At 63.3% G+C, this 17515-nt stretch carries 16 protein-coding genes; 14 read left to right on the top strand and 2 right to left on the bottom strand.

The genetic code is table 11. The annotated features are described in order from the left end of the window. Positions 1-36 precede the first annotated feature (36 nt). From mrdA to lipA, 8 genes are all read left to right on the top strand, one after another. Positions 37-1989, top strand: coding sequence for a penicillin-binding protein 2 (gene mrdA, locus AC26AR_RS04130; protein ID WP_084209161.1), 1953 nt, complete (start codon positions 37-39; stop codon positions 1987-1989). Continuing rightward, the gene (rodA, locus tag AC26AR_RS04135) at positions 1976-3127 is read left to right on the top strand and encodes a rod shape-determining protein RodA (RefSeq protein ID WP_371861119.1); all 1152 of its coding nucleotides are present in this window, start codon (positions 1976-1978) and stop codon (positions 3125-3127) included. Before mrdA ends, rodA begins: the two co-directional genes overlap by 14 nt. 73 nt (positions 3128-3200) lie before the next feature. Then, complete coding sequence (mltB, locus tag AC26AR_RS04140; RefSeq protein WP_077371920.1) at positions 3201-4241, top strand: lytic murein transglycosylase B; 1041 nt, start codon at positions 3201-3203, stop codon at positions 4239-4241. Then, the gene (locus AC26AR_RS04145; protein WP_488107593.1) at positions 4238-5266 is read left to right on the top strand and encodes a septal ring lytic transglycosylase RlpA family protein; all 1029 of its coding nucleotides are present in this window, start codon (positions 4238-4240) and stop codon (positions 5264-5266) included. The genes mltB and AC26AR_RS04145 overlap by 4 nt, the downstream gene beginning before the upstream one ends. A 98-nt stretch (positions 5267-5364) precedes the next feature. Continuing rightward, positions 5365-6567 (top strand): D-alanyl-D-alanine carboxypeptidase family protein, encoded by a 1203-nt coding sequence (locus AC26AR_RS04150; protein WP_084209159.1) that lies wholly within the window; start codon positions 5365-5367, stop codon positions 6565-6567. 163 nt (positions 6568-6730) lie between these two features. After that, a complete protein-coding gene (locus AC26AR_RS04155; RefSeq protein WP_077371930.1) occupies positions 6731-7018 on the top strand; it encodes an HP0495 family protein in 288 nt (95 codons plus the stop codon). A 57-nt stretch (positions 7019-7075) separates the two neighbouring features. Beyond that, positions 7076-7801 (top strand): lipoyl(octanoyl) transferase LipB, encoded by a 726-nt coding sequence (gene lipB, locus AC26AR_RS04160; protein ID WP_488107594.1) that lies wholly within the window; start codon positions 7076-7078, stop codon positions 7799-7801. After that, positions 7801-8793, top strand: a complete 993-nt coding sequence (gene lipA, locus AC26AR_RS04165; RefSeq protein WP_077371936.1) for a lipoyl synthase — start codon at positions 7801-7803, stop codon at positions 8791-8793. The genes lipB and lipA overlap by 1 nt, the downstream gene beginning before the upstream one ends. 88 nt (positions 8794-8881) lie before the next feature. Here lipA and AC26AR_RS04170 read toward each other — a convergent pair whose 3' ends face one another. Then, positions 8882-9871: a LysR family transcriptional regulator gene (locus tag AC26AR_RS04170; RefSeq protein WP_077371939.1), complete on the bottom strand. Its 990-nt coding sequence runs from the start codon at positions 9869-9871 to the stop codon at positions 8882-8884. A 186-nt stretch (positions 9872-10057) separates the two neighbouring features. Between AC26AR_RS04170 and AC26AR_RS04175 the strand changes: the two genes are divergently transcribed. From AC26AR_RS04175 to AC26AR_RS04200, 6 genes are all read left to right on the top strand, one after another. Continuing rightward, positions 10058-11473: an acetyl-CoA carboxylase biotin carboxylase subunit gene (locus tag AC26AR_RS04175; RefSeq protein ID WP_077371943.1), complete on the top strand. Its 1416-nt coding sequence runs from the start codon at positions 10058-10060 to the stop codon at positions 11471-11473. Between the two features lie 69 nt (positions 11474-11542). Next, complete coding sequence (gene oadA, locus AC26AR_RS04180) at positions 11543-13381, top strand: sodium-extruding oxaloacetate decarboxylase subunit alpha (RefSeq protein ID WP_077371946.1); 1839 nt, start codon at positions 11543-11545, stop codon at positions 13379-13381. Positions 13382-13499: 118 nt separating this feature from the next. Then, on the top strand, positions 13500-14051 hold the full coding sequence (gene gloA, locus AC26AR_RS04185; protein ID WP_488107595.1) for a lactoylglutathione lyase: 552 nt from the start codon (positions 13500-13502) through the stop codon (positions 14049-14051). Positions 14052-14350: 299 nt separating this feature from the next. Continuing rightward, on the top strand, positions 14351-15103 hold the full coding sequence (locus AC26AR_RS04190) for an SDR family oxidoreductase (RefSeq protein WP_488107596.1): 753 nt from the start codon (positions 14351-14353) through the stop codon (positions 15101-15103). A 67-nt stretch (positions 15104-15170) separates the two neighbouring features. Next, a complete protein-coding gene (locus AC26AR_RS04195) occupies positions 15171-15860 on the top strand; it encodes a prephenate dehydratase domain-containing protein (protein WP_488107597.1) in 690 nt (229 codons plus the stop codon). Positions 15861-16043: 183 nt separating this feature from the next. Next, a complete protein-coding gene (locus AC26AR_RS04200; protein ID WP_488107598.1) occupies positions 16044-16796 on the top strand; it encodes an isochorismatase family protein in 753 nt (250 codons plus the stop codon). Positions 16797-17013: 217 nt separating this feature from the next. Here the strand turns inward: AC26AR_RS04200 and AC26AR_RS04205 are convergent, their stop codons facing one another. Further along, a complete protein-coding gene (locus tag AC26AR_RS04205; RefSeq protein ID WP_488107599.1) occupies positions 17014-17487 on the bottom strand; it encodes a methylglyoxal synthase in 474 nt (157 codons plus the stop codon). Positions 17488-17515: the final 28 nt, after the last annotated feature.

Consider the following 17515-nt stretch of genomic DNA (forward strand, 5'->3'; position numbering starts at 1 on the left):
GCCGCTTGCGACAAGACACGAGTTGCGAGACCCGCCATGCGCCAACGCCGGGCGACGATCAAGAATCCCCAACAGGAAGTGCGGATCTTTCGCCTTCGCAGTATCGTGGCCGCCGGCCTGGTGCTGGTGCTGGCCGGTTGCCTGCTGGCACGGCTGGTCTTTCTTCAGGTCGTGGAACACGATATCTATACCACGCGCTCGGACAAGAACCGTGTGCGTGTCGAACCCCTGCCGCCGACGCGCGGCCTGATCTATGACCGCAACGGTCGTCTGCTTGCCGAGAATCGCCCCAATTACAACCTGACCATCGTGCGCGAACGCGCCGGTGATCTGGAGACGACGCTTGAGCGTCTGGTCGAGATTCTCGATCTCCCCCCTGATGAAATCGAAGACTTCAAGGAACGCTCGCGTCAGCGACAGCGCCCCTATCAGCCAGCCCTGTTGATGAGTGAGCTGAGCCAGGAGCAGATCGCGCGTCTGGCGGTCAATCGCTATCGCCTGCCGGGTGTCGAGGTCGAGGCCCAGCTGCTGCGTTACTACCCGGATGCCAAGCCGCTCTCGCATACGCTGGGCTATGTCGGGCGCATCAATCAGGCGGAGCTCAAGACCCTCGACAAGGGCAACTATTCGGGAACGCACTTCATCGGCAAGACCGGGATCGAGCGCTTCTATGAAGAGGCGCTGCATGGTCAGGCCGGGCTGCGCAAGGTGGAAACCAATGCGCGCGGCCGCGTGCTGCGTGAGCTGTCGCGTATCGACCCGCAGCCCGGCAAGGACTTGACGCTGACCATCGACCGTGGCCTGCAGGATCTGGCCTATCGACTGCTCAAGGGGCGCCGTGGGGCGATCGTGGCCATCGAGCCGGAAAGCGGCGAGATCCTCGCCATGGCCTCGGTGCCGGGCTTTGATTCCAACGAGTTCGTCACCGGCATCAGCGTCAAGAGTTACCGTGCGTTGCAGTCCGACATCGACCTGCCGCTGTTCAATCGGGCGATACGGGGACAGTATCCGCCTGCCTCGACGGTCAAGCCCTTCATGTCGCTGGCGGGGCTGGACAATGGCGTCATCACGCCGCAGACCACCTTCTTCGACCCGGGGTATTTCCAGCTGCCCAATGACAGCCACAAGTATCGCAACTGGCTGCGCTGGGGGCATGGACGGGTCAACATGCGGCGCGGTATCGCCGTCTCCAATGACACCTACTTCTACAATGTCGCCTATCGACTGGGCATCGATCGCATCAGCGAGTACATGCACAAGTTCGGGTTCGGTGAGCAGACCGCGCTGGACGTGCAGGGTGCCTTGCCGGGGTTGATGCCGTCCAAGGAATGGAAGCGCAATCGCTACGACAAGCCCTGGTATCCCGGCGAGACCATCTCCATCGGGATCGGCCAGGGCTACTGGTTGACGACGCCCCTGCAGCTCGCCTCCGCTGAGGCGGTGCTGGCCAATCGTGGCCGGCATGTGACGCCTCATCTGGCCAAGCGCATCGGCGATGAGACGGTGCTGTTGCCGCGCAGCGAAGAGAAGCCTGACGTGGTGGTGGAGAATCCGGCCTGGTGGGACGAGGTCATCGGCGCGCTTGAGGACGTGGTCAATGGCCGCGAGGGCACGGCGCGCAAGTACGTCGGTCCCGGGCTCAAGTATCGCATGGCCGGCAAGTCCGGTACGGCGCAGGTCTTCACCCTGGGGCAGGACCAGAAGTACAACGGTCACGAGCTGGCGGAACGTCTGCGCGACCATGCCCTGTTTGCGGCGTTCGCGCCGGTCGAGAATCCCGAGATCGCCGTGTCCGTGGTGGTGGAGAACGGTCAGGGCGGAAGCTCGGTGGCCGGCCCCATGGCACGTGCCATCACGGATTACTGGTTGTTGCCGCGCATTGATCCTGTCGCCCGTGATGCCGCCCTGACGCTGGCGGCGGCCCTGGAAGAGACGGCGGCGCAGGCCGAGCAGAGCGAAACCCCTGCAGGAGTCAATGATGCCGACTGATTATCAGCGCTCGATGCGCAGCGTGGGAGGCGAGCTCAATCGCCGGCGTCGCACCAGTCTGTGGGAGCGGATCCATCTGGACCCCTGGTTGCTGCTGTTGCTGCTGATCGTGCTGGGGTGCGGTCTGATCGTGCTCTACAGCGCCAGCGGTCAGGATATCGATTTCACGCTGCGCCAGGCGTCACGTCAGGCGTTGGCGCTGGGGGTCATGATCGGCCTTGCGCAGCTCTCTCCGAGCACGCTGTATCGCTGGGCACCTGTCGCCTATGGCGGCGGTTTCCTGATGCTGGTGGCGGTGGAGGTACTGGGGGATGTCGGGATGGGGGCCCAGCGCTGGCTGGTGATTCCCGGCGTCGTGCGCTTCCAGCCGTCGGAGCTCATGAAGCTGGCGATGCCGATGATGGTCGCCTGCTGGCTGGGGCAGCGGCCGCTGCCGCCACGCTGGCGCGATCTGGTCATCTGTGGGGTGATCATCGTCACGCCGGTGCTGCTGATCGCCCGGCAGCCGGACCTGGGAACCTCGCTGCTGGTCGCGGCGGCCGGGGTCTTCGTCATCCTGCTGGCGGGACTCTCCTGGAAACTGATCGCCTTCTTCGGGGCGTTGATCGCCTCGGCGCTGCCGCTTCTGTGGATGGTGATGCATGACTATCAACGCCGGCGTGTGCTGACCTTCCTGAATCCGGAGTCCGACCCGCTGGGAGCCGGCTGGAACATCATCCAGTCCAAGACCGCCATCGGCTCCGGAGGCTTGCTGGGCAAGGGCTATACCCTGGGGACCCAATCGCAGCTGGAATTTCTGCCTGAGCGGCATACCGACTTCATCGTCGCGGTGATCGGGGAGGAACTGGGGCTTCTGGGCATGAGTTTCTTCCTCGCCCTCTACGTGTTGATCGTGCTGCGCGGGCTGGTGATGGCCAACCATGGTCAGGACAGCTTCGCGCGCCTGACAGGGGGAGCCATCATCCTGACCTTCTTCGTCTATGTGTTCGTCAACATCGGCATGGTGTCAGGCATTCTCCCGGTGGTGGGCGTTCCACTGCCGCTGGTCAGTTATGGTGGGACCTCCAGCGTGACCTTGCTGGCGGGCTTCGGTATTCTCATGAGCATTCATACCCACCGGCGCCTGCTGTCGCGTTGACGCGGCCTTTGCAGCTACCGGATGGCAAGGACATTCGCGGGCCGACGCCCGCAGACAGGCAAGGAGAGAGTCGATGACGGTGATTAACGCACGTGGGCGGCGTCTGAAGCACTGGGGCGCAGCCCTGATGATCGCGCCGTTGCTGGGCATGTCAGGGGCGGCCATGGCGGCGCCGGATGGCTTTGCTCCCGCAACTCACCCGGAGACGGCCAAGCTGGTGGATGAGCTGGTGGCCAAGGGGCTGGATCGCGCTCGCGTGACCGAGCTGATGAATCAGGCCGATTACAGCCAGAAAGTGCTGGATGCCATGTCGCGCCCGGCGGAAGGGCACCTGCGCTGGGACCAGTACCGCGCCATCTTCATGAAGGAATCTCGCATCGAGGCCGGCGTGAAGTTCATCGCCGAGCATCGCGAGACCTTCGATCGCGCCCAGGCCGAATATGGCGTGCCGCCGGAAGTCATCGCCGCCATCATTGGCGTCGAGACCTTCTTCGGCAAGCACACCGGCACCCACCGCGTGATCGACTCACTTTCCACACTGGCCTTCGATCATCCGCGTCGTGGCAAGTTCTTCCGTGGTGAGCTGTCCGCCTTCCTGCAGCTGACGTTGGAGCAGGGCATCGACCCGCTCTCCATCAAGGGATCCTATGCCGGTGCGATGGGCTACCCGCAGTTCATCCCCACCAGCTATCAGGCCTATGCCGTCGATTTCGATGGCGATGGCGTGCGGGACCTGTGGCACAACCCCGTCGATGCCATCGGCAGTGTCGGCAACTATTTCGCCCGTCACGGCTGGAAGGCCGGTGCACCGGTCGTCAGCGCAGCCGATGGCCCCGGTACGCCGCCGTCTTCCGTCACCTTCAACAAGACCAAGAAGCCCTACATGAGCGTCTCGGCACTTGAGGCGGCAGGGGTCGAGGTCGCGGGTGGCGTGGCAGGCAATACCCAGATCATCCCGCTGGCGCTGGACCTCAAGCAGGGGTATCGCTACGCCGTGGGCTATGACAACTTCTACGTCATCACTCGCTACAACCACAGCCATCTGTATGCGATGGCCGTGAATGAGCTGTCCCAGGCGATCAAGCGCCGTCTCGAGGATGGGGGTGCCGGATGAGCTGGTCACGCGCGCTGCCGTTGACGTTGGCGCTTGCCCTGCTGGCCGGTTGTGCCAGCAGTGGTGGCACCACGGTCAGCGACGGTGCTTCGCCGAGCACGGGCAAGAAGGCGGGCAAGAATGGGCGTTACGAGATGGATTCGGATGCCTATCCCGACGACGCGCCGGACGTCTCCGCGGTGCCGGATGCCGTGCCGAAGCCCGAGCCCTATACGCGCAGCGGCAACCGCAGCGAGTATGAAGTGTGGGGCAAGACCTATCATGTGATGGATGACCCGCGCGGCTACGTGGCGGAAGGTACCGCCTCCTGGTATGGCAAGAAGTTCCATGGCTACGCCACCGCCAGCGGCGAGATCTATGACATGTACACCATGACGGCGGCCCACAAGTCGCTGCCGCTGCCGACCTACGCGCGAATCACCAATCTGGACAACGGCAAGCAGGTCATCGTCAAGGTCAACGATCGTGGGCCCTTCCATGATGATCGCCTGATTGACCTGTCCTACAGTGCGGCGTGGCGTCTCGACATGCTTGGCCATGGTACCGGTCATGTGCGCGTCGAGACGCTGGATGCCAGCACCTGGCGGCCGGGGCCGAGCCCGACCCAGGGCACGGCCGAGTCCGAGCGCCTGCTGGCCCGTAGTCAGGCGGTGCGTCGCGAGCAGGGCATCGCAGGGCTTGAGGAAATGGGCGCAACCGGCGATTCCGTGGCGGCGAAGACGTCCAGCACGAGCGTTGCCGCCAAGCCCGTGGTAGCCTCTGCGGCGCGCGCGACCGACGCCACGGCCAGCGGCGCTGATGCCAGCTTCCTGCAGGTGGCGGCGGTCAGTGACCTGCAAACGGCAGACCGCATCAGCAAGCGCGTCAGCGCGGCGCTTGATCGCCCGGTCCGAGTGCTGGGCAGTGGCAATCTTTACAAGGTGCAGGTGGGCCCGCTTGAAGAAAGCGTGCGTATCGAGTCGCTCAAGTCCGCGATCGCCGATGCCGGCTTCTCCGGCGCCTTCAGCGTACAGGCACCGCGCTAGCGGCGGTGATCTGGCGCATCCATCATGCATCCCACGAGGGTGCAACATGGCCGGGGCTTGTGCCCCGGCTAACGCATGAGTGTCAAAGAGATTTCAACATGTCCCTGAAAGCCAGACTTCTTCCATTGCGGCGCCGTCTTGCCGGGCTGATGGCGGCCAGCGGTATCGCGCTGCTGACCAGCGTCACCTCCACGCCGGCCCGGGCCATCGAGGCCGACACCCTGATTCCGGCGGCGCCGCAACTGGCCGCGTCCTCCTGGATTCTGATGGATGCCAATTCCGGTCGCATCCTGGTCGAGCACAATGCCGACAAGCGTCTGCCGCCGGCAAGTCTGACCAAGATGATGACGGCCTATCTGGTCGAGAATGAAATCGATGACGGCAAGCTGACGCCGGACGAGAACGTGCGTATCAGCGTCAACGCCTGGAAGACCGGCGGCTCGCGCATGTTCATCCGCGAGGGCACCAGTGTCTCGGTCGATGATCTGCTGCATGGCGTGATCATCCAGTCAGGCAACGACGCCAGCGTCGCGCTTGCCGAGCACATCGGCGGCAGCGAGGGCTCCTTCGCCGACCTGATGAACCAGCACGCCAAGCGTCTGGGCATGAACAATACCCATTACATGAACGCCACCGGTCTGCCGCACGCGGAGCACTACTCCACGGCACATGATCTCGCGATTCTGGCGCGCCACATCATCCGCGACTATCCGGATCACTATCAGATCTATTCCCAGAAGTACTTCACCTGGAATGGCATCAAGCAGCCCAATCGCAACAAGCTGCTGTGGCGTGACAAGGACGTCGACGGCCTGAAGACCGGTCATACCGATGAAGCGGGTTACTGCCTGGTGGCGTCTGCCAAGAAGGAAGACACGCGTCTGATCAGCGTGGTGATGGGCACCAGCTCCGAAGAGGCGCGTGCCCAGGAATCCCAGAAGCTCCTGACCTACGGCTTCCGCTACTTCGAGAGCAAGAAGCTCTATGACAAGGGTGCCGTGCTCAATCAGGCCCGTGTCTGGGGCGGCGAGAAGGATCAGGTGCGTCTTGGCATGGCCAAGGAAGTCTATCTGACCCTGCCGAGTGGCCAGGCCGACAAGCTGACTGCCCGTCTTGATCTGAAGGACACCATCAAGGCACCGGTGCAGGTCGGCGAGCAGTACGGCACCCTGCAGATCAAGCTCGAGGACAAGGTGCTGGCGGAAGAGCCGCTGGTCGCCCTGGAATCAGTCGAGCAGGGCGGTCTCTTCAAGCGTCTGTGGGACGCCCTGATGCTGTTCTTCCACGGCCTGTTCAACTGAGGCTGGTGCCGTCCGCCCTGGCCAGCGAGCAAGGTGATGCGACGGTGCCCGCCACGCGCCCCTGAAACTCGGGGATGCGTCTTTCACGAAGGGCGATCCGGCTGACGGATCGCCCTTTGTTGAGTAGAATGGTCGGAAATAGAATCACTGGAAGGGCTTTCCCATGGCCAACACGCCAAAAGCGGGTGAGAAGACACCCCCCAAGATCGAATTCCCCTGCGATTTCTCCCTCAAGATCGTCGGCAATGCCGCCGAAGATCTCGTCGAAGTGGTCTGCAATGTCCTGGAAGTGCATGCGCCCGGCTTCGACGCCACGGCCATCACCTGGCAGGACAGCAAGAACGGCAACTATCGCAGCATCCGCGTGGTGATCCGAGCCACCGGAACCGACCAGCTGGATGCCTTGCACCGCGACCTCAAGGCCACCGGTCGCATCCACATGGTATTGTGACGTTCGCGTGAGACGAGCGACTTCACTGGCTTGCGCCATGAGCACAGGAGCGCATGCATGAACACGATTCACGTCCACCACCTCGGCGTGCTGCCGTATGAGGAAGTGTGGTCGGCGATGCGTGACTTCACCGATACCCGCTCGCCGGAGGCCCCGGATGAGCTGTGGGTAGTGGAGCACGCCCCCGTCTTTACCCAGGGACAGGCTGGCAAGCCGGAACATCTGCTGATGCCGGGTGACATCCCGGTGGTGCAGACCGACCGGGGTGGCCAGGTGACCTATCACGGCCCCGGCCAGCTGGTGCTCTACCCGTTGCTCAACGTCAAGCGTGGCGGCATCGGTGTCCGTCAGCTGGTCACTGCGCTGGAAGAGACGGTGGTGGCGGCGTTGGCCGAGCACGGCATCGAGGCGTATCCACGCCCCGATGCCCCGGGGGTCTACGTGAAGAAATCGGCGCAGCGCATGGATGATCCGCGCCGCTCGATGGAAGAGGCCAAGATTGCCTCGCTGGGGTTGCGCATCCGACGTGGATGCAGTTTCCATGGCGTGGCGATCAATCTGGACATGGACCTAGCGCCTTTCGGGCGCATCAATCCCTGCGGCTATGCCGGCATGGCGATGACCCAGCTACGCGACCTGACGCGCGTGCCAGTGGATCTTGCCGCTGAGCGTGACCGCCTGGTGCGTTGTCTGGGCGCAAGCCTGGGGGACGTGACCCTGACTCCGGTGAGCGGGCTGCCCGCGGCACTGGCTGACATTTCTCGAACAGCAGGACAGAACTGATGACCGAGACCACCGCTACCCCGAAGCCCGCTCCCTCCGCTGCTCCTGCTCGCAAGGAGCGTGGCGTGAAGCTGCGTGGCGCCGAGAAGGTCGCTCGCATTCCGGTCAAGGTGATTCCCACCGAGACCTTGCCGAAGAAGCCGGACTGGCTGCGCGTGCGCATGCCTGCCTCCCCTGAGGTGAGCCGCATCAAGCAGACTCTGCGCAAGCACGGCCTGCACACGGTGTGTGAAGAAGCCTCCTGCCCGAACCTGGGCGAGTGCTTCAGCGGCGGCACCGCGACCTTCATGATCATGGGCGATATCTGTACCCGTCGCTGCCCGTTCTGTGACGTGGCCCACGGTCGTCCCAATGCGCTGAATGCCGACGAGCCGCGCGAGCTGGCCGAAGCCATCGCCGAGATGCGCCTGAATTACGTCGTCGTGACCTCCGTTGACCGTGATGACCTGCGTGACGGTGGCTCCAACCACATTGCCGAGTGCATCCGCGAGATCCGCGAGAAGTGTGAAGGTACCGAGATCGAAGTGCTGGTACCGGACTTCCGTGGCCGCATGCAGGTCGCGCTGGACGTGCTCGAGCAGACACCGCCGGATGTCTTCAACCACAATCTGGAGACCGTGCCGAGCCTGTACCGCCGCGTGCGTCCGGGCGCCGACTATCAGTGGTCGCTGGATCTGCTCAAGGGCTACAAGGAGCGTCGCCCGGAAGTGAAGACCAAATCCGGTCTGATGCTGGGGGTGGGCGAGACTGACGAGCAGGTGCTCGAGGTCATGCAGGACCTGCGCAATCACGGCGTCGACATGCTGACCCTCGGGCAGTACATGCAGCCGTCACGCAGCCACCTGCCGATCGATCGTTGGGTCCACCCGGATACCTTCGACTGGCTCGGTCAGAAGGCGCGCGAGATGGGCTTCTCGCATGTCGCCTCCGGTCCGCTGGTGCGCTCTTCCTATCACGCCGACAAGCAGGCGCATGGTGTGGAAGTGAAATAAGCCGGACTGGCCCGAAAAAAAACCGCCGCGGAGATCATCTCCGCGGCGGTTTTTTTGGTTCATGAGCACAGGGGCGTGTGGTGGAGCGTCACTGCTCCGTGGCCAGCGGCAGGCAGGCGACGCTGTGCCCGGGAATCGGCTCCATCGGCGCGCTGAAGTGTGCGTTGAGCTCCGGCAGCAGCTCGCGCACGAAACGCAGGAACAGCTCGGTGACCGGCGTGGGGTAGCGATCCTTGGGATAGACCGTGCACCAGGAGCGTCTGAGCGGGAAGCCCGGCAGGGACGGCGAGGCCAGCAGGCCGGAGGCCAGCTCCAGCTGGACGGCCAGCCGCGGCAGGATCGCCACGCCCAGATGCGCCATCACGCCCTGCTTGATGGCCTCGTTGGAGCCCAGCTCCAGCGTATGGCGCAGCGAGACGCGCTCGCGGGCGGCGAATTCCTCGAAGGCGGTACGCGTGCCGGAGCCGGGCTCGCGCATCAGCATGTAGTACTGGGCGAGATCCTCCAGCGTGACGCCCTTGACGTCCAGCAGCGGGTGGCCGGGCCAGACGATGGGGATCAGCTCGTTGTCCAGGATCGGCATGAAGGCCAGGTTGGCGTCATCGGGCACCATGCCCATGATCACCAGGTCATCGCGTCGCTCGGCGAGGCGTTCCAGTGCCTGGCCGCGATTGCAGACGCGCAGGCGCACCGAGACTTCCGGGTAGCGGGCACGAAAGCGCGCCAGAATGTGAGGCACCACATACTGGGCCGTGGACACGGCCGCCAGATTCAGCTCGCCACGGATGGTGCCGGCGATTTCCGACAGCTCCATCTGCAGGCTCGAGACTTCCCCGAAGATCGACTGTACCGAGCTTGCCAGCGCATCCGCCGCCGGCAGGATATGCAGCGTCTTGCCGGCATATTTGAACAGCGATTGCTCGAGCGCCTGCTCCAATTGGCGAATCTGGGCACTGACGGCGGGCTGTGTCAGTCCGAGTTGCTCAGCCGCACGCGAGTAGGACTGCTGGCGATGGACAGCCTGAAATACCTGTAACTGTCTGAAAGTTAATCGGTTTAGCAGATTTGGACGCGACATGACACACCCAGTCATAAGGTTTTACTTATAGATTGGCAAAAAAATATCAACTTTTCTATTGGTCTCTCGCTGGGTAGCGTGGAAAGCCTGAGAACATGACTGCCCTCGCAAGCCTTCAGGGTTGCAGGAGAGTCAGACGCAAGCCGTCAACAACAAGATCACCGCGTTCCGTCAGGGAGAGTCACCATGTTCCGCAAGTTGCTGATCGCCAACCGAGGGGAAATCGCAGTGCGCATTGTACGCGCCTGTGCCGAGATGGACATCCGCTCTGTCGCGGTCTACACCGAAGCCGATCGTTTCTCGCTTCACGTCAAGCGTGCCGATGAAGCGCATTTCATCGGCGAAGACCCGCTGGCCGGCTACCTGGACCCCCGTCGCCTGGTGGATCTGGCCCGCGAGACAGGCTGTGATGCCATTCATCCGGGCTATGGTTTCCTTTCCGAGAATGCTGAGTTCGCGAGAATCTGCGAAGCGGCGGGCATTGCCTTCGTGGGCCCGTCCAGTGATGTCATCGCGCGCATGGGAGACAAGACCGAAGCCCGCGCCGCCATGAAGGCGGCTGGCGTGCCGGTCACGCCGGGCTCGAAGGGCAATCTGGCCGATGTCGAGGAAGCCTTGAGCGTGGCGGAACAGGTGGGGTATCCGGTGATGCTCAAGGCTACCTCAGGTGGTGGGGGGCGGGGTATCCGGCGTTGTGATGATGCCCAGCAGCTCAAGCAGGCCTGGGGTCGCGTGATCTCGGAGGCTACCAAGGCCTTCGGCAGTGCGGATGTCTTCCTGGAGCGCTGCGTGGTCGACCCGCATCACATCGAAGTCCAGATTCTGGCCGACAGTCACGACAACGTGATCCATCTGTTCGAGCGTGACTGCTCCATCCAGCGCCGCAACCAGAAGCTGATCGAGATTGCCCCCAGCCCTCAGCTGACGCCGGAGCAGCGCTCCTACGTCGGAGAGATGGCGGTGCGCGCCGCGCGGGCCGTGGGCTATCGCAATGCCGGTACCGTGGAGTTCCTGGTCAAGGGCAACGAGATCTACTTCATGGAGATGAACACCCGCGTCCAGGTGGAGCACACCATCAGCGAGGCGATCACCGGCGTGGACATCGTGCGCGAGCAGATCCGCATCGCCTGGGGCCACAAGCTGGCCTTCCGTCAGGAAGACATCCGCCATCACGGCTATGCCATCCAGTTCCGCATCAATGCCGAGGACCCCAAGAACGACTTCCTGCCCAGCTTCGGGCGCATCACGCGTTACTACGCCCCCGGCGGGCCTGGCGTGCGAACCGATACCGCGATCTATACCGGCTACACCATCCCGCCGTATTTCGATTCCATGTGCCTGAAGCTCATCGTGTGGGGGCTGACATGGGAAGAGGTCATCAATCGCGGGTCACGCGCCCTCAATGACATGCGCCTGCAGGGGGTCAAGACCACCGCGCCTTACTATCAGGAAATCCTCAAGCATCCGGACTTCCGCAACGCGCGCTTCGATACCGGTTTCGTGGCGGCGCATCCGGAGCTGACCCAGTACTCGGTCAAGCGCCTGCCGGAACAGACGGCACTGGCGATCGCGGCGGCGATCGCGGCGCACGCCGGTCTCTGAGTCCACCCCTGACATGCCGTTCGAGTCCTTCCCCCGACTCCTCAACCAACAATGACAAGGACACCTGACATGACTGCTGCTACCTCCACTCCCCATGCCGCGAGCGACTCTGCGGCTGATGCCGTCAAGGTCACCGAAGTCGTCCTGCGTGATGGCCACCAGTCATTGATCGCCACGCGCATGCGCACCGAGGACATGCTGCCCATCGCGGCACGTCTCGATCAGGCCGGCTTCTACAGCCTCGAGGTCTGGGGCGGTGCGACCTTCGATGCCTGTGTGCGCTTTCTGAAGGAAGACCCCTGGGCGCGTCTGAAGTCGCTCAAGGAAGCCATGCCCAACACGCCGCTGCAGATGCTGCTGCGCGGTCAGAACCTGCTCGGCTATCGTCATTATGCCGATGACGTGGTGGAGGCCTTCGTCGAGCGTGCCGCGGCCGGCGGCATCGATATCTTCCGCGTGTTCGATGCCCTGAATGACCTGCGCAACATGGAAACCGCCATGCGCGCAGTCAAGAAGGCCGGCAAGCACGCCCAGGGCACCATCTGCTACACCGTGAGCCCGGTGCATACGCTGGAGATGTATGTCGAGCAGGCGCGCAAGCTGGTCGAGATGGGCGCCGATTCCATCGCGATCAAGGACATGGCCGGGCTGCTGACGCCGTATGCCACCTTTGACCTGGTCAGTGCGCTGGTCGAGGCAGTCGAAGTGCCGATCCACCTGCACAGCCATGCCACGGCAGGTCTGGCACCGCAGTGTCAGATCAAGGCCGTCGAGGCGGGCTGCCGCCACATCGATACCTGCATCTCGGCCTTCGCCGGTGGCACCAGCCACCCGGCCACCGAATCCTTCGTCGCCTCGCTGCGTGACACTCGCTGGGATACCGGACTGGAACTGGAGTCGCTGCGTGAGATCGGCGACTACTTCAGTGAGGTGCGCCGCAAGTATTCGGCCTTCGAGAGCGAATTCACCCGTGAGGATGTCTCGGTCCAGATCAGCCAGATTCCCGGCGGCATGATGTCCAACCTGGCCAGTCAGTTGAAGGAGCAGAATGCGCTGGAGCGCATTCGTGAGGTGTTCGCCGAGATTCCGCGTGTGCGTGCCGATCTGGGCTATCCGCCGCTGGTCACCCCGACCTCACAGATCGTCGGTACCCAGGCGGTGCTCAACGTGCTGACCGGTGAGCGCTACAAGAGCATCACCAATGAAGTGAAGCGCTATCTGCAGGGCGGCTATGGCCAGGCGCCGGCACCGGTCAACGAAGAGGTTCGCTCGCGTGCCATCGGCAACGCACCGGTGGAGGTCGGGCGTCCGGCAGACCTGCTGAGCCCGGAAATGGCGCGTCTCACCGAGGAGTTGGGCGAGCTGGCCGAGTCCCCTGAGGATGTCTTGACCTTCGCCATGTTCCCGGAGCTGGGGCGTGACTTTCTCAGCGAGCGCCGCGCCGGCACCCTCACGCCGGAAATCATCCCCCAGGGCGAGGCGGAGCGTCCGGTGTCTTCCGGCGTGCCGACCGAATTCGTCATCGATGTCCACGGCGAGTCCTATGCGGTGCAGATCACCGGCGTCGGCGGTGCCAAGGGCAGCAAGCGTCACGTCTATCTGACTCTGGATGGCATGCCGGAAGAGGTGGTGTTCGAAGCCAAGGACGATTACGTGGCAGGTGGCCAGAGCGGCGGGCGCGCGAGTGCGTCTGCGCCGGGGCACGTCACCACGGCGATGCCGGGCAATATCGTCGAGGTGCTGGTGGCGGTGGGTGACAGCGTCACGGCAGGCCAGTCGGTGCTGATCAGCGAGGCGATGAAGATGGAGACCGAGATCACGGCGCGCGTCGACGGTACCGTCAAGGCCATCCACGTGGCTCGCGGCGATCGCGTCACGCCGGGGGAAGTACTGATCGAAATCGAGTGATGCCGCGGCCGGCGAGGTTGCAAAAACCGTCCGCCGACTCCATCTGACAGTTATTCGATCACCAGGGACGGCCGGGCATCGTGGATGTCCTGCCGTCCTTTCCTGTGGAAGGACCATCATGGCAACACATTTCGAGCAGGTTCCCGGCCTGAGTGAGCAGATTGATCCGGCTACCCGAGGCTATGTCTTCAACCAGACCATGCTGCGCATCAAGGATCCGACGCGTAGTCTGGACTTCTATACCCGTGTGCTCGGCATGCGCTTGGTGCGCAAGCTCGACTTCCCGGAAATGCAGTTCAGCCTCTATTTCCTCGCCTATCTGGACGACGACCAGGCCAGCGACGTGCCGAGTGATGATCTCAAGCGCACCACCTACACCTTCGGGCGTGAGGCGATGCTGGAGCTGACGCACAACTGGGGGACCGAGGACGACCCGGGCTTCGCCTATCATGACGGCAACGCCCAGCCTCAGGGCTTCGGCCACATCGGGGTCAGCGTGCCGGATGTCTACGCCGCCAGCGAGCGCTTCGAATCGCTGGGTGTCGAGTTCGTCAAGCGCCCCGATGATGGCAAGATGAAAGGTTTGGCCTTCATCAAGGATCCCGACGGCTATTGGATCGAGATTCTGCGTGCCGATACCTTCGAACGTCAGGCCAACGGCGACGTCTGAGTCTGGCTGTGCGGCTTGATGGCTTTCTGCGTGATAGCCGAAAGTGGGTGCCCCGGAGGCAGTGTTCGTGCCATGAGGGGCATCGTAAAGCAGGCCACCGCTGTAACAGAACCGCCACCACCGGCATGCCCGGGGTGGCGGTTCTTTCGTTGATACGAAACCCCGCGTTGCAGGGGTGTCAGTGGCATCCGGTTGCTGCAATGATGAGGTCTGACTGAGACGCTCAAGGTTCGAGATTGAGGGACCTTGAGATTGAGGGACCTTGAAATCGATGGCCCATGACGAAAGGGGAGACAGCCATGTCGGAGAATGCACAGCGGTTGAGCGGCAAGGTGGCGGTGGTGACCGGAGCCTCGCGCGGCATCGGCGCAGGCATCGCTCAGCGTCTGGCGGCGGACGGCGCCCGGGTGGTGGTCAATTACCGCAGTGATGTCGATGGGGCGAATCAGGTGGTGGCCGAGATAGAGGCAGCTGGCGGGCAGGCGCTTGCCGTCCAGGGCGATGTCGGCGACAGCAAGATGGCCAGTCAGCTGTTCACGGTGGCCACTGAGCACTATGGCGGAGTGGATATTCTGGTCAACAATGCCGGGATGAGCCTCTACAAGCCGCTGGCCGAGTTCACGGATGAGGACTTTTCCAGTCTGATGCAGGCCAACCTCACCGGCAGCTTCAACATGATGCGCGAGGCCTCGCGCAAGCTGCGTGATGGGGGCCGCGTGATCAATATCTCCACCTCCGTGACGCGCCAGATGTTCGCCACCTATGGTCCCTATGCGGCGTCCAAGGCCGCGGTGGACCAGCTCACTCGCGTGCTGGCCAAGGAAGTCGGCGCACGCGGGATTACCGTCAATGCCGTGGCGCCGGGCCCGACGGATACCGGGCTGTTCCGGCATGGCAAGAGCGAGGAGACCATCGAGCGCCTCAAGGGCATGGCAGCGCTGGGGCGTATCGCGGATGCCACGGATATCGCGGCCGTCGTGGCCTGGTTGGCCGGTGAGGAATCCGCCTGGGTCACCGGGCAGGTCATCGGTGCCAATGGTGGTTTCGCCTGAGTGCGCCATTTACGGCTATGCTGATGGCAAGTCGGATGTTCATCAGTCGTTGTCATGAGGGGCAGGGATGAAGGTGACGGTAAGCGAAGCTCAGGAAAATGTATCGACAACGCGCGCATCGGCTCATGTGCTGCGGGTCGGCTACCCGGGACGGCTCGGGGGGTACTCACGCGAATGCGCCGCCAAGATGTATGCCTCGAATGCCACCTTGAGTGCCTATGCGGGCATCGACGAGGTGGTCAACGCTCTGGTGAGAGGAGAGGTGGAGGCTGCCGTCGTCCCCTGGTCAAGAGGGCATCAGCGACCGGTGACGGCCACCCACGAGGCGTTGGCCTGCTGGCCGGGCATTCGGGTGGAGCGTCGGCTTTTCCGTGCCATCAGCCTCAGCCTGCTGGGGCCACCGGACCTCTGTCCCTCGAAGGTCCAGCGCATCGTGGCGCGCGAGGCTCTGTTCGAGGAGTGCAGTGAGTGGCTTGAGCACAATCTCCCCGGTGTCGCACGCATCGAATGCCTGCACATGGCGGATGCGCTGGACATGGCCGAGGGGCGCCACGATACCCTGGCGATCGCGCCACCGTCTCTCGCACGCAGGCCGGGTCTGGTGTGCCTTGCCGAGCGGATCGAGGACGACCCCGGGCGTGTCGCCCAGTTTGCGGTGTTGAAGCGCGATACCAGCAGCGTGCGTGGCCAGGGATATCTGGACGACGCGCCCTCAGCTTCGCCAGATTGTGTGGCAGGCGAGTCTGATCCGAGCTGAGTATCCTTCGACATGGCAGCCATCGCCCGTGCGTCGCTGCCATGTCCGGTGACCTGCTGATACTCTGAAGGCTTTCCTTGCCTCGGGTACGACACGATGCCTCACTCCATTGCTTCCTCAGAGACTGACACGAGAGCGTCAAAGGCCGATGCTACCTCGGCCAGCAGCCCCGACAGCTCGCCGTTGTCGTTTCCTGCATCCCCCGCGCCTCTCGACTCCCCCCTTGCGCTGGATGCGCGCCTGCCGGTACGGCCTGCCCCTTACGAATGTTCGCTGCCGAGTGCCGGACTGATTCTGGTCGATGAGATCAACGGCTTCTGTCAGGTGCAAGGAGGCGCTCTGGCCCCGCAGGCCGACAATGCCCAGGTCACCCGCATGGTGGCGCTCAGTAACGACGTGGCGCGCTGTTTCTCGACGCATGGCCGTCCACTGCTGGCCTTCATTGACTCCCACTCACCCGGCGTCCCGGAGCCGCCCTATCCCGCTCACTGTGAGCAGGGCAGTGGTGAGGATGAGCTGGTGGCCGAGCTTGCGTGGCTGGAGAGCGATCCGCATGCCACTCTGGTACGCAAGGATTGCATCAATGGATATATTGGCGCGATCGACCCGGCAAGCGGTGTCAATGCGCTGCAGGAGTGGGTTGGCCGGCAGCGACTGAAGACGCTGGTAGTGGCGGGAATCTGCACGGATATCTGCGTGATGGACCTGGTGCTGACGCTTCTCTCTGCACGCAATCATGGTCTGCTGGGCGAGGTGAGCGACATCGTGGTGCTGGAGCCTGCCTGCGCCACCTATGATCTGAGTGCGGAAAGCGTGGCTGCCCTTGGATTGCCTGCGCCCGCCATCCACCCGCAGCGAGACGCCCATCACATCGGGCTCTATTGCATGGCCTCACGCGGGGCGATCATCGCCAGCCAGCTCAGGATTCAGGCGTGAGGCATCAGACGCCTGGAGGAAGGGGTATGTTGCCGTCAGCCAGCTAGCCAGTCAGGTAAAGGTCCGAAATGTAGTTTGATTACGACATTTTTGCGGATATTCGCTGTCCTGCATAAAGCCAATGACGGTGTGGATCACGCTGACATGGGTCCATACGTAAACGCCCGCCCACTCAAATGAGGGGCGGGCGTTTACGTGTATCGGCAATGTGCCAGTGTCAGGCGCGGGTGCTGACCCAGTCATTGGCATCGGGGACCGCGATCTCGACCGACTCCGACATCAGTGATGAGTGGAACATGAAGTCGGCACTCGCGACATTGTTGGCCACCGGCACATTCCACAGTGTCGCCAGGCGCAGCAGCGCCTTGACGTCAGGGTCGTGCGGCATCGGAGCGAACGGGTCCCACAGGAAGATGAGCAGGTCGAGATTGCCTTCGGCGATGCGCGCACCGATCTGCTGATCACCGCCCAGCGGTCCGCTCATCAGGCCTTCGACCTCAATTCCGAGCTCCTTGCTGATGCGTCGGGCCGTGGTGCCGGTGCCCAGCAGCTGGTGGCGTGACAGCTCATCGCGCCAGCGCATGGCCCAGGCCAGCATCTCATCCTTCTTGCCATCGTGAGCCACCAGCGCAATCCGCTTGCGTTCTGCCAGGGTGCGTCGTGCCTGGCGCTTGGGTCGTTGCTCGCTCATGCCGCTTGATCTCCTGAAGGCGGGGGGT

It is taken from the genome of Cobetia sp. PS-4MA, assembly GCF_057670765.1.

What these genes read in the sequence shown, in the direction of transcription:
- mrdA (WP_084209161.1), top strand. Translation starts at nt 37, where the DNA reads ATGCGCCAACGCCGGGCGACGATCAAGAATCCCCAACAGGAAGTGCGG.
- rodA (WP_371861119.1), top strand. Translation starts at nt 1,976, where the DNA reads ATGATGCCGACTGATTATCAGCGCTCGATGCGCAGCGTGGGAGGCGAG.
- mltB (WP_077371920.1), top strand. Translation starts at nt 3,201, where the DNA reads ATGACGGTGATTAACGCACGTGGGCGGCGTCTGAAGCACTGGGGCGCA.
- AC26AR_RS04145 (WP_488107593.1), top strand. Translation starts at nt 4,238, where the DNA reads ATGAGCTGGTCACGCGCGCTGCCGTTGACGTTGGCGCTTGCCCTGCTG.
- AC26AR_RS04150 (WP_084209159.1), top strand. Translation starts at nt 5,365, where the DNA reads ATGTCCCTGAAAGCCAGACTTCTTCCATTGCGGCGCCGTCTTGCCGGG.
- AC26AR_RS04155 (WP_077371930.1), top strand. Translation starts at nt 6,731, where the DNA reads ATGGCCAACACGCCAAAAGCGGGTGAGAAGACACCCCCCAAGATCGAA.
- lipB (WP_488107594.1), top strand. Translation starts at nt 7,076, where the DNA reads ATGAACACGATTCACGTCCACCACCTCGGCGTGCTGCCGTATGAGGAA.
- lipA (WP_077371936.1), top strand. Translation starts at nt 7,801, where the DNA reads ATGACCGAGACCACCGCTACCCCGAAGCCCGCTCCCTCCGCTGCTCCT.
- AC26AR_RS04170 (WP_077371939.1), bottom strand. Translation starts at nt 9,871, where the DNA reads ATGTCGCGTCCAAATCTGCTAAACCGATTAACTTTCAGACAGTTACAG.
- AC26AR_RS04175 (WP_077371943.1), top strand. Translation starts at nt 10,058, where the DNA reads ATGTTCCGCAAGTTGCTGATCGCCAACCGAGGGGAAATCGCAGTGCGC.
- oadA (WP_077371946.1), top strand. Translation starts at nt 11,543, where the DNA reads ATGACTGCTGCTACCTCCACTCCCCATGCCGCGAGCGACTCTGCGGCT.
- gloA (WP_488107595.1), top strand. Translation starts at nt 13,500, where the DNA reads ATGGCAACACATTTCGAGCAGGTTCCCGGCCTGAGTGAGCAGATTGAT.
- AC26AR_RS04190 (WP_488107596.1), top strand. Translation starts at nt 14,351, where the DNA reads ATGTCGGAGAATGCACAGCGGTTGAGCGGCAAGGTGGCGGTGGTGACC.
- AC26AR_RS04195 (WP_488107597.1), top strand. Translation starts at nt 15,171, where the DNA reads ATGAAGGTGACGGTAAGCGAAGCTCAGGAAAATGTATCGACAACGCGC.
- AC26AR_RS04205 (WP_488107599.1), bottom strand. Translation starts at nt 17,487, where the DNA reads ATGAGCGAGCAACGACCCAAGCGCCAGGCACGACGCACCCTGGCAGAA.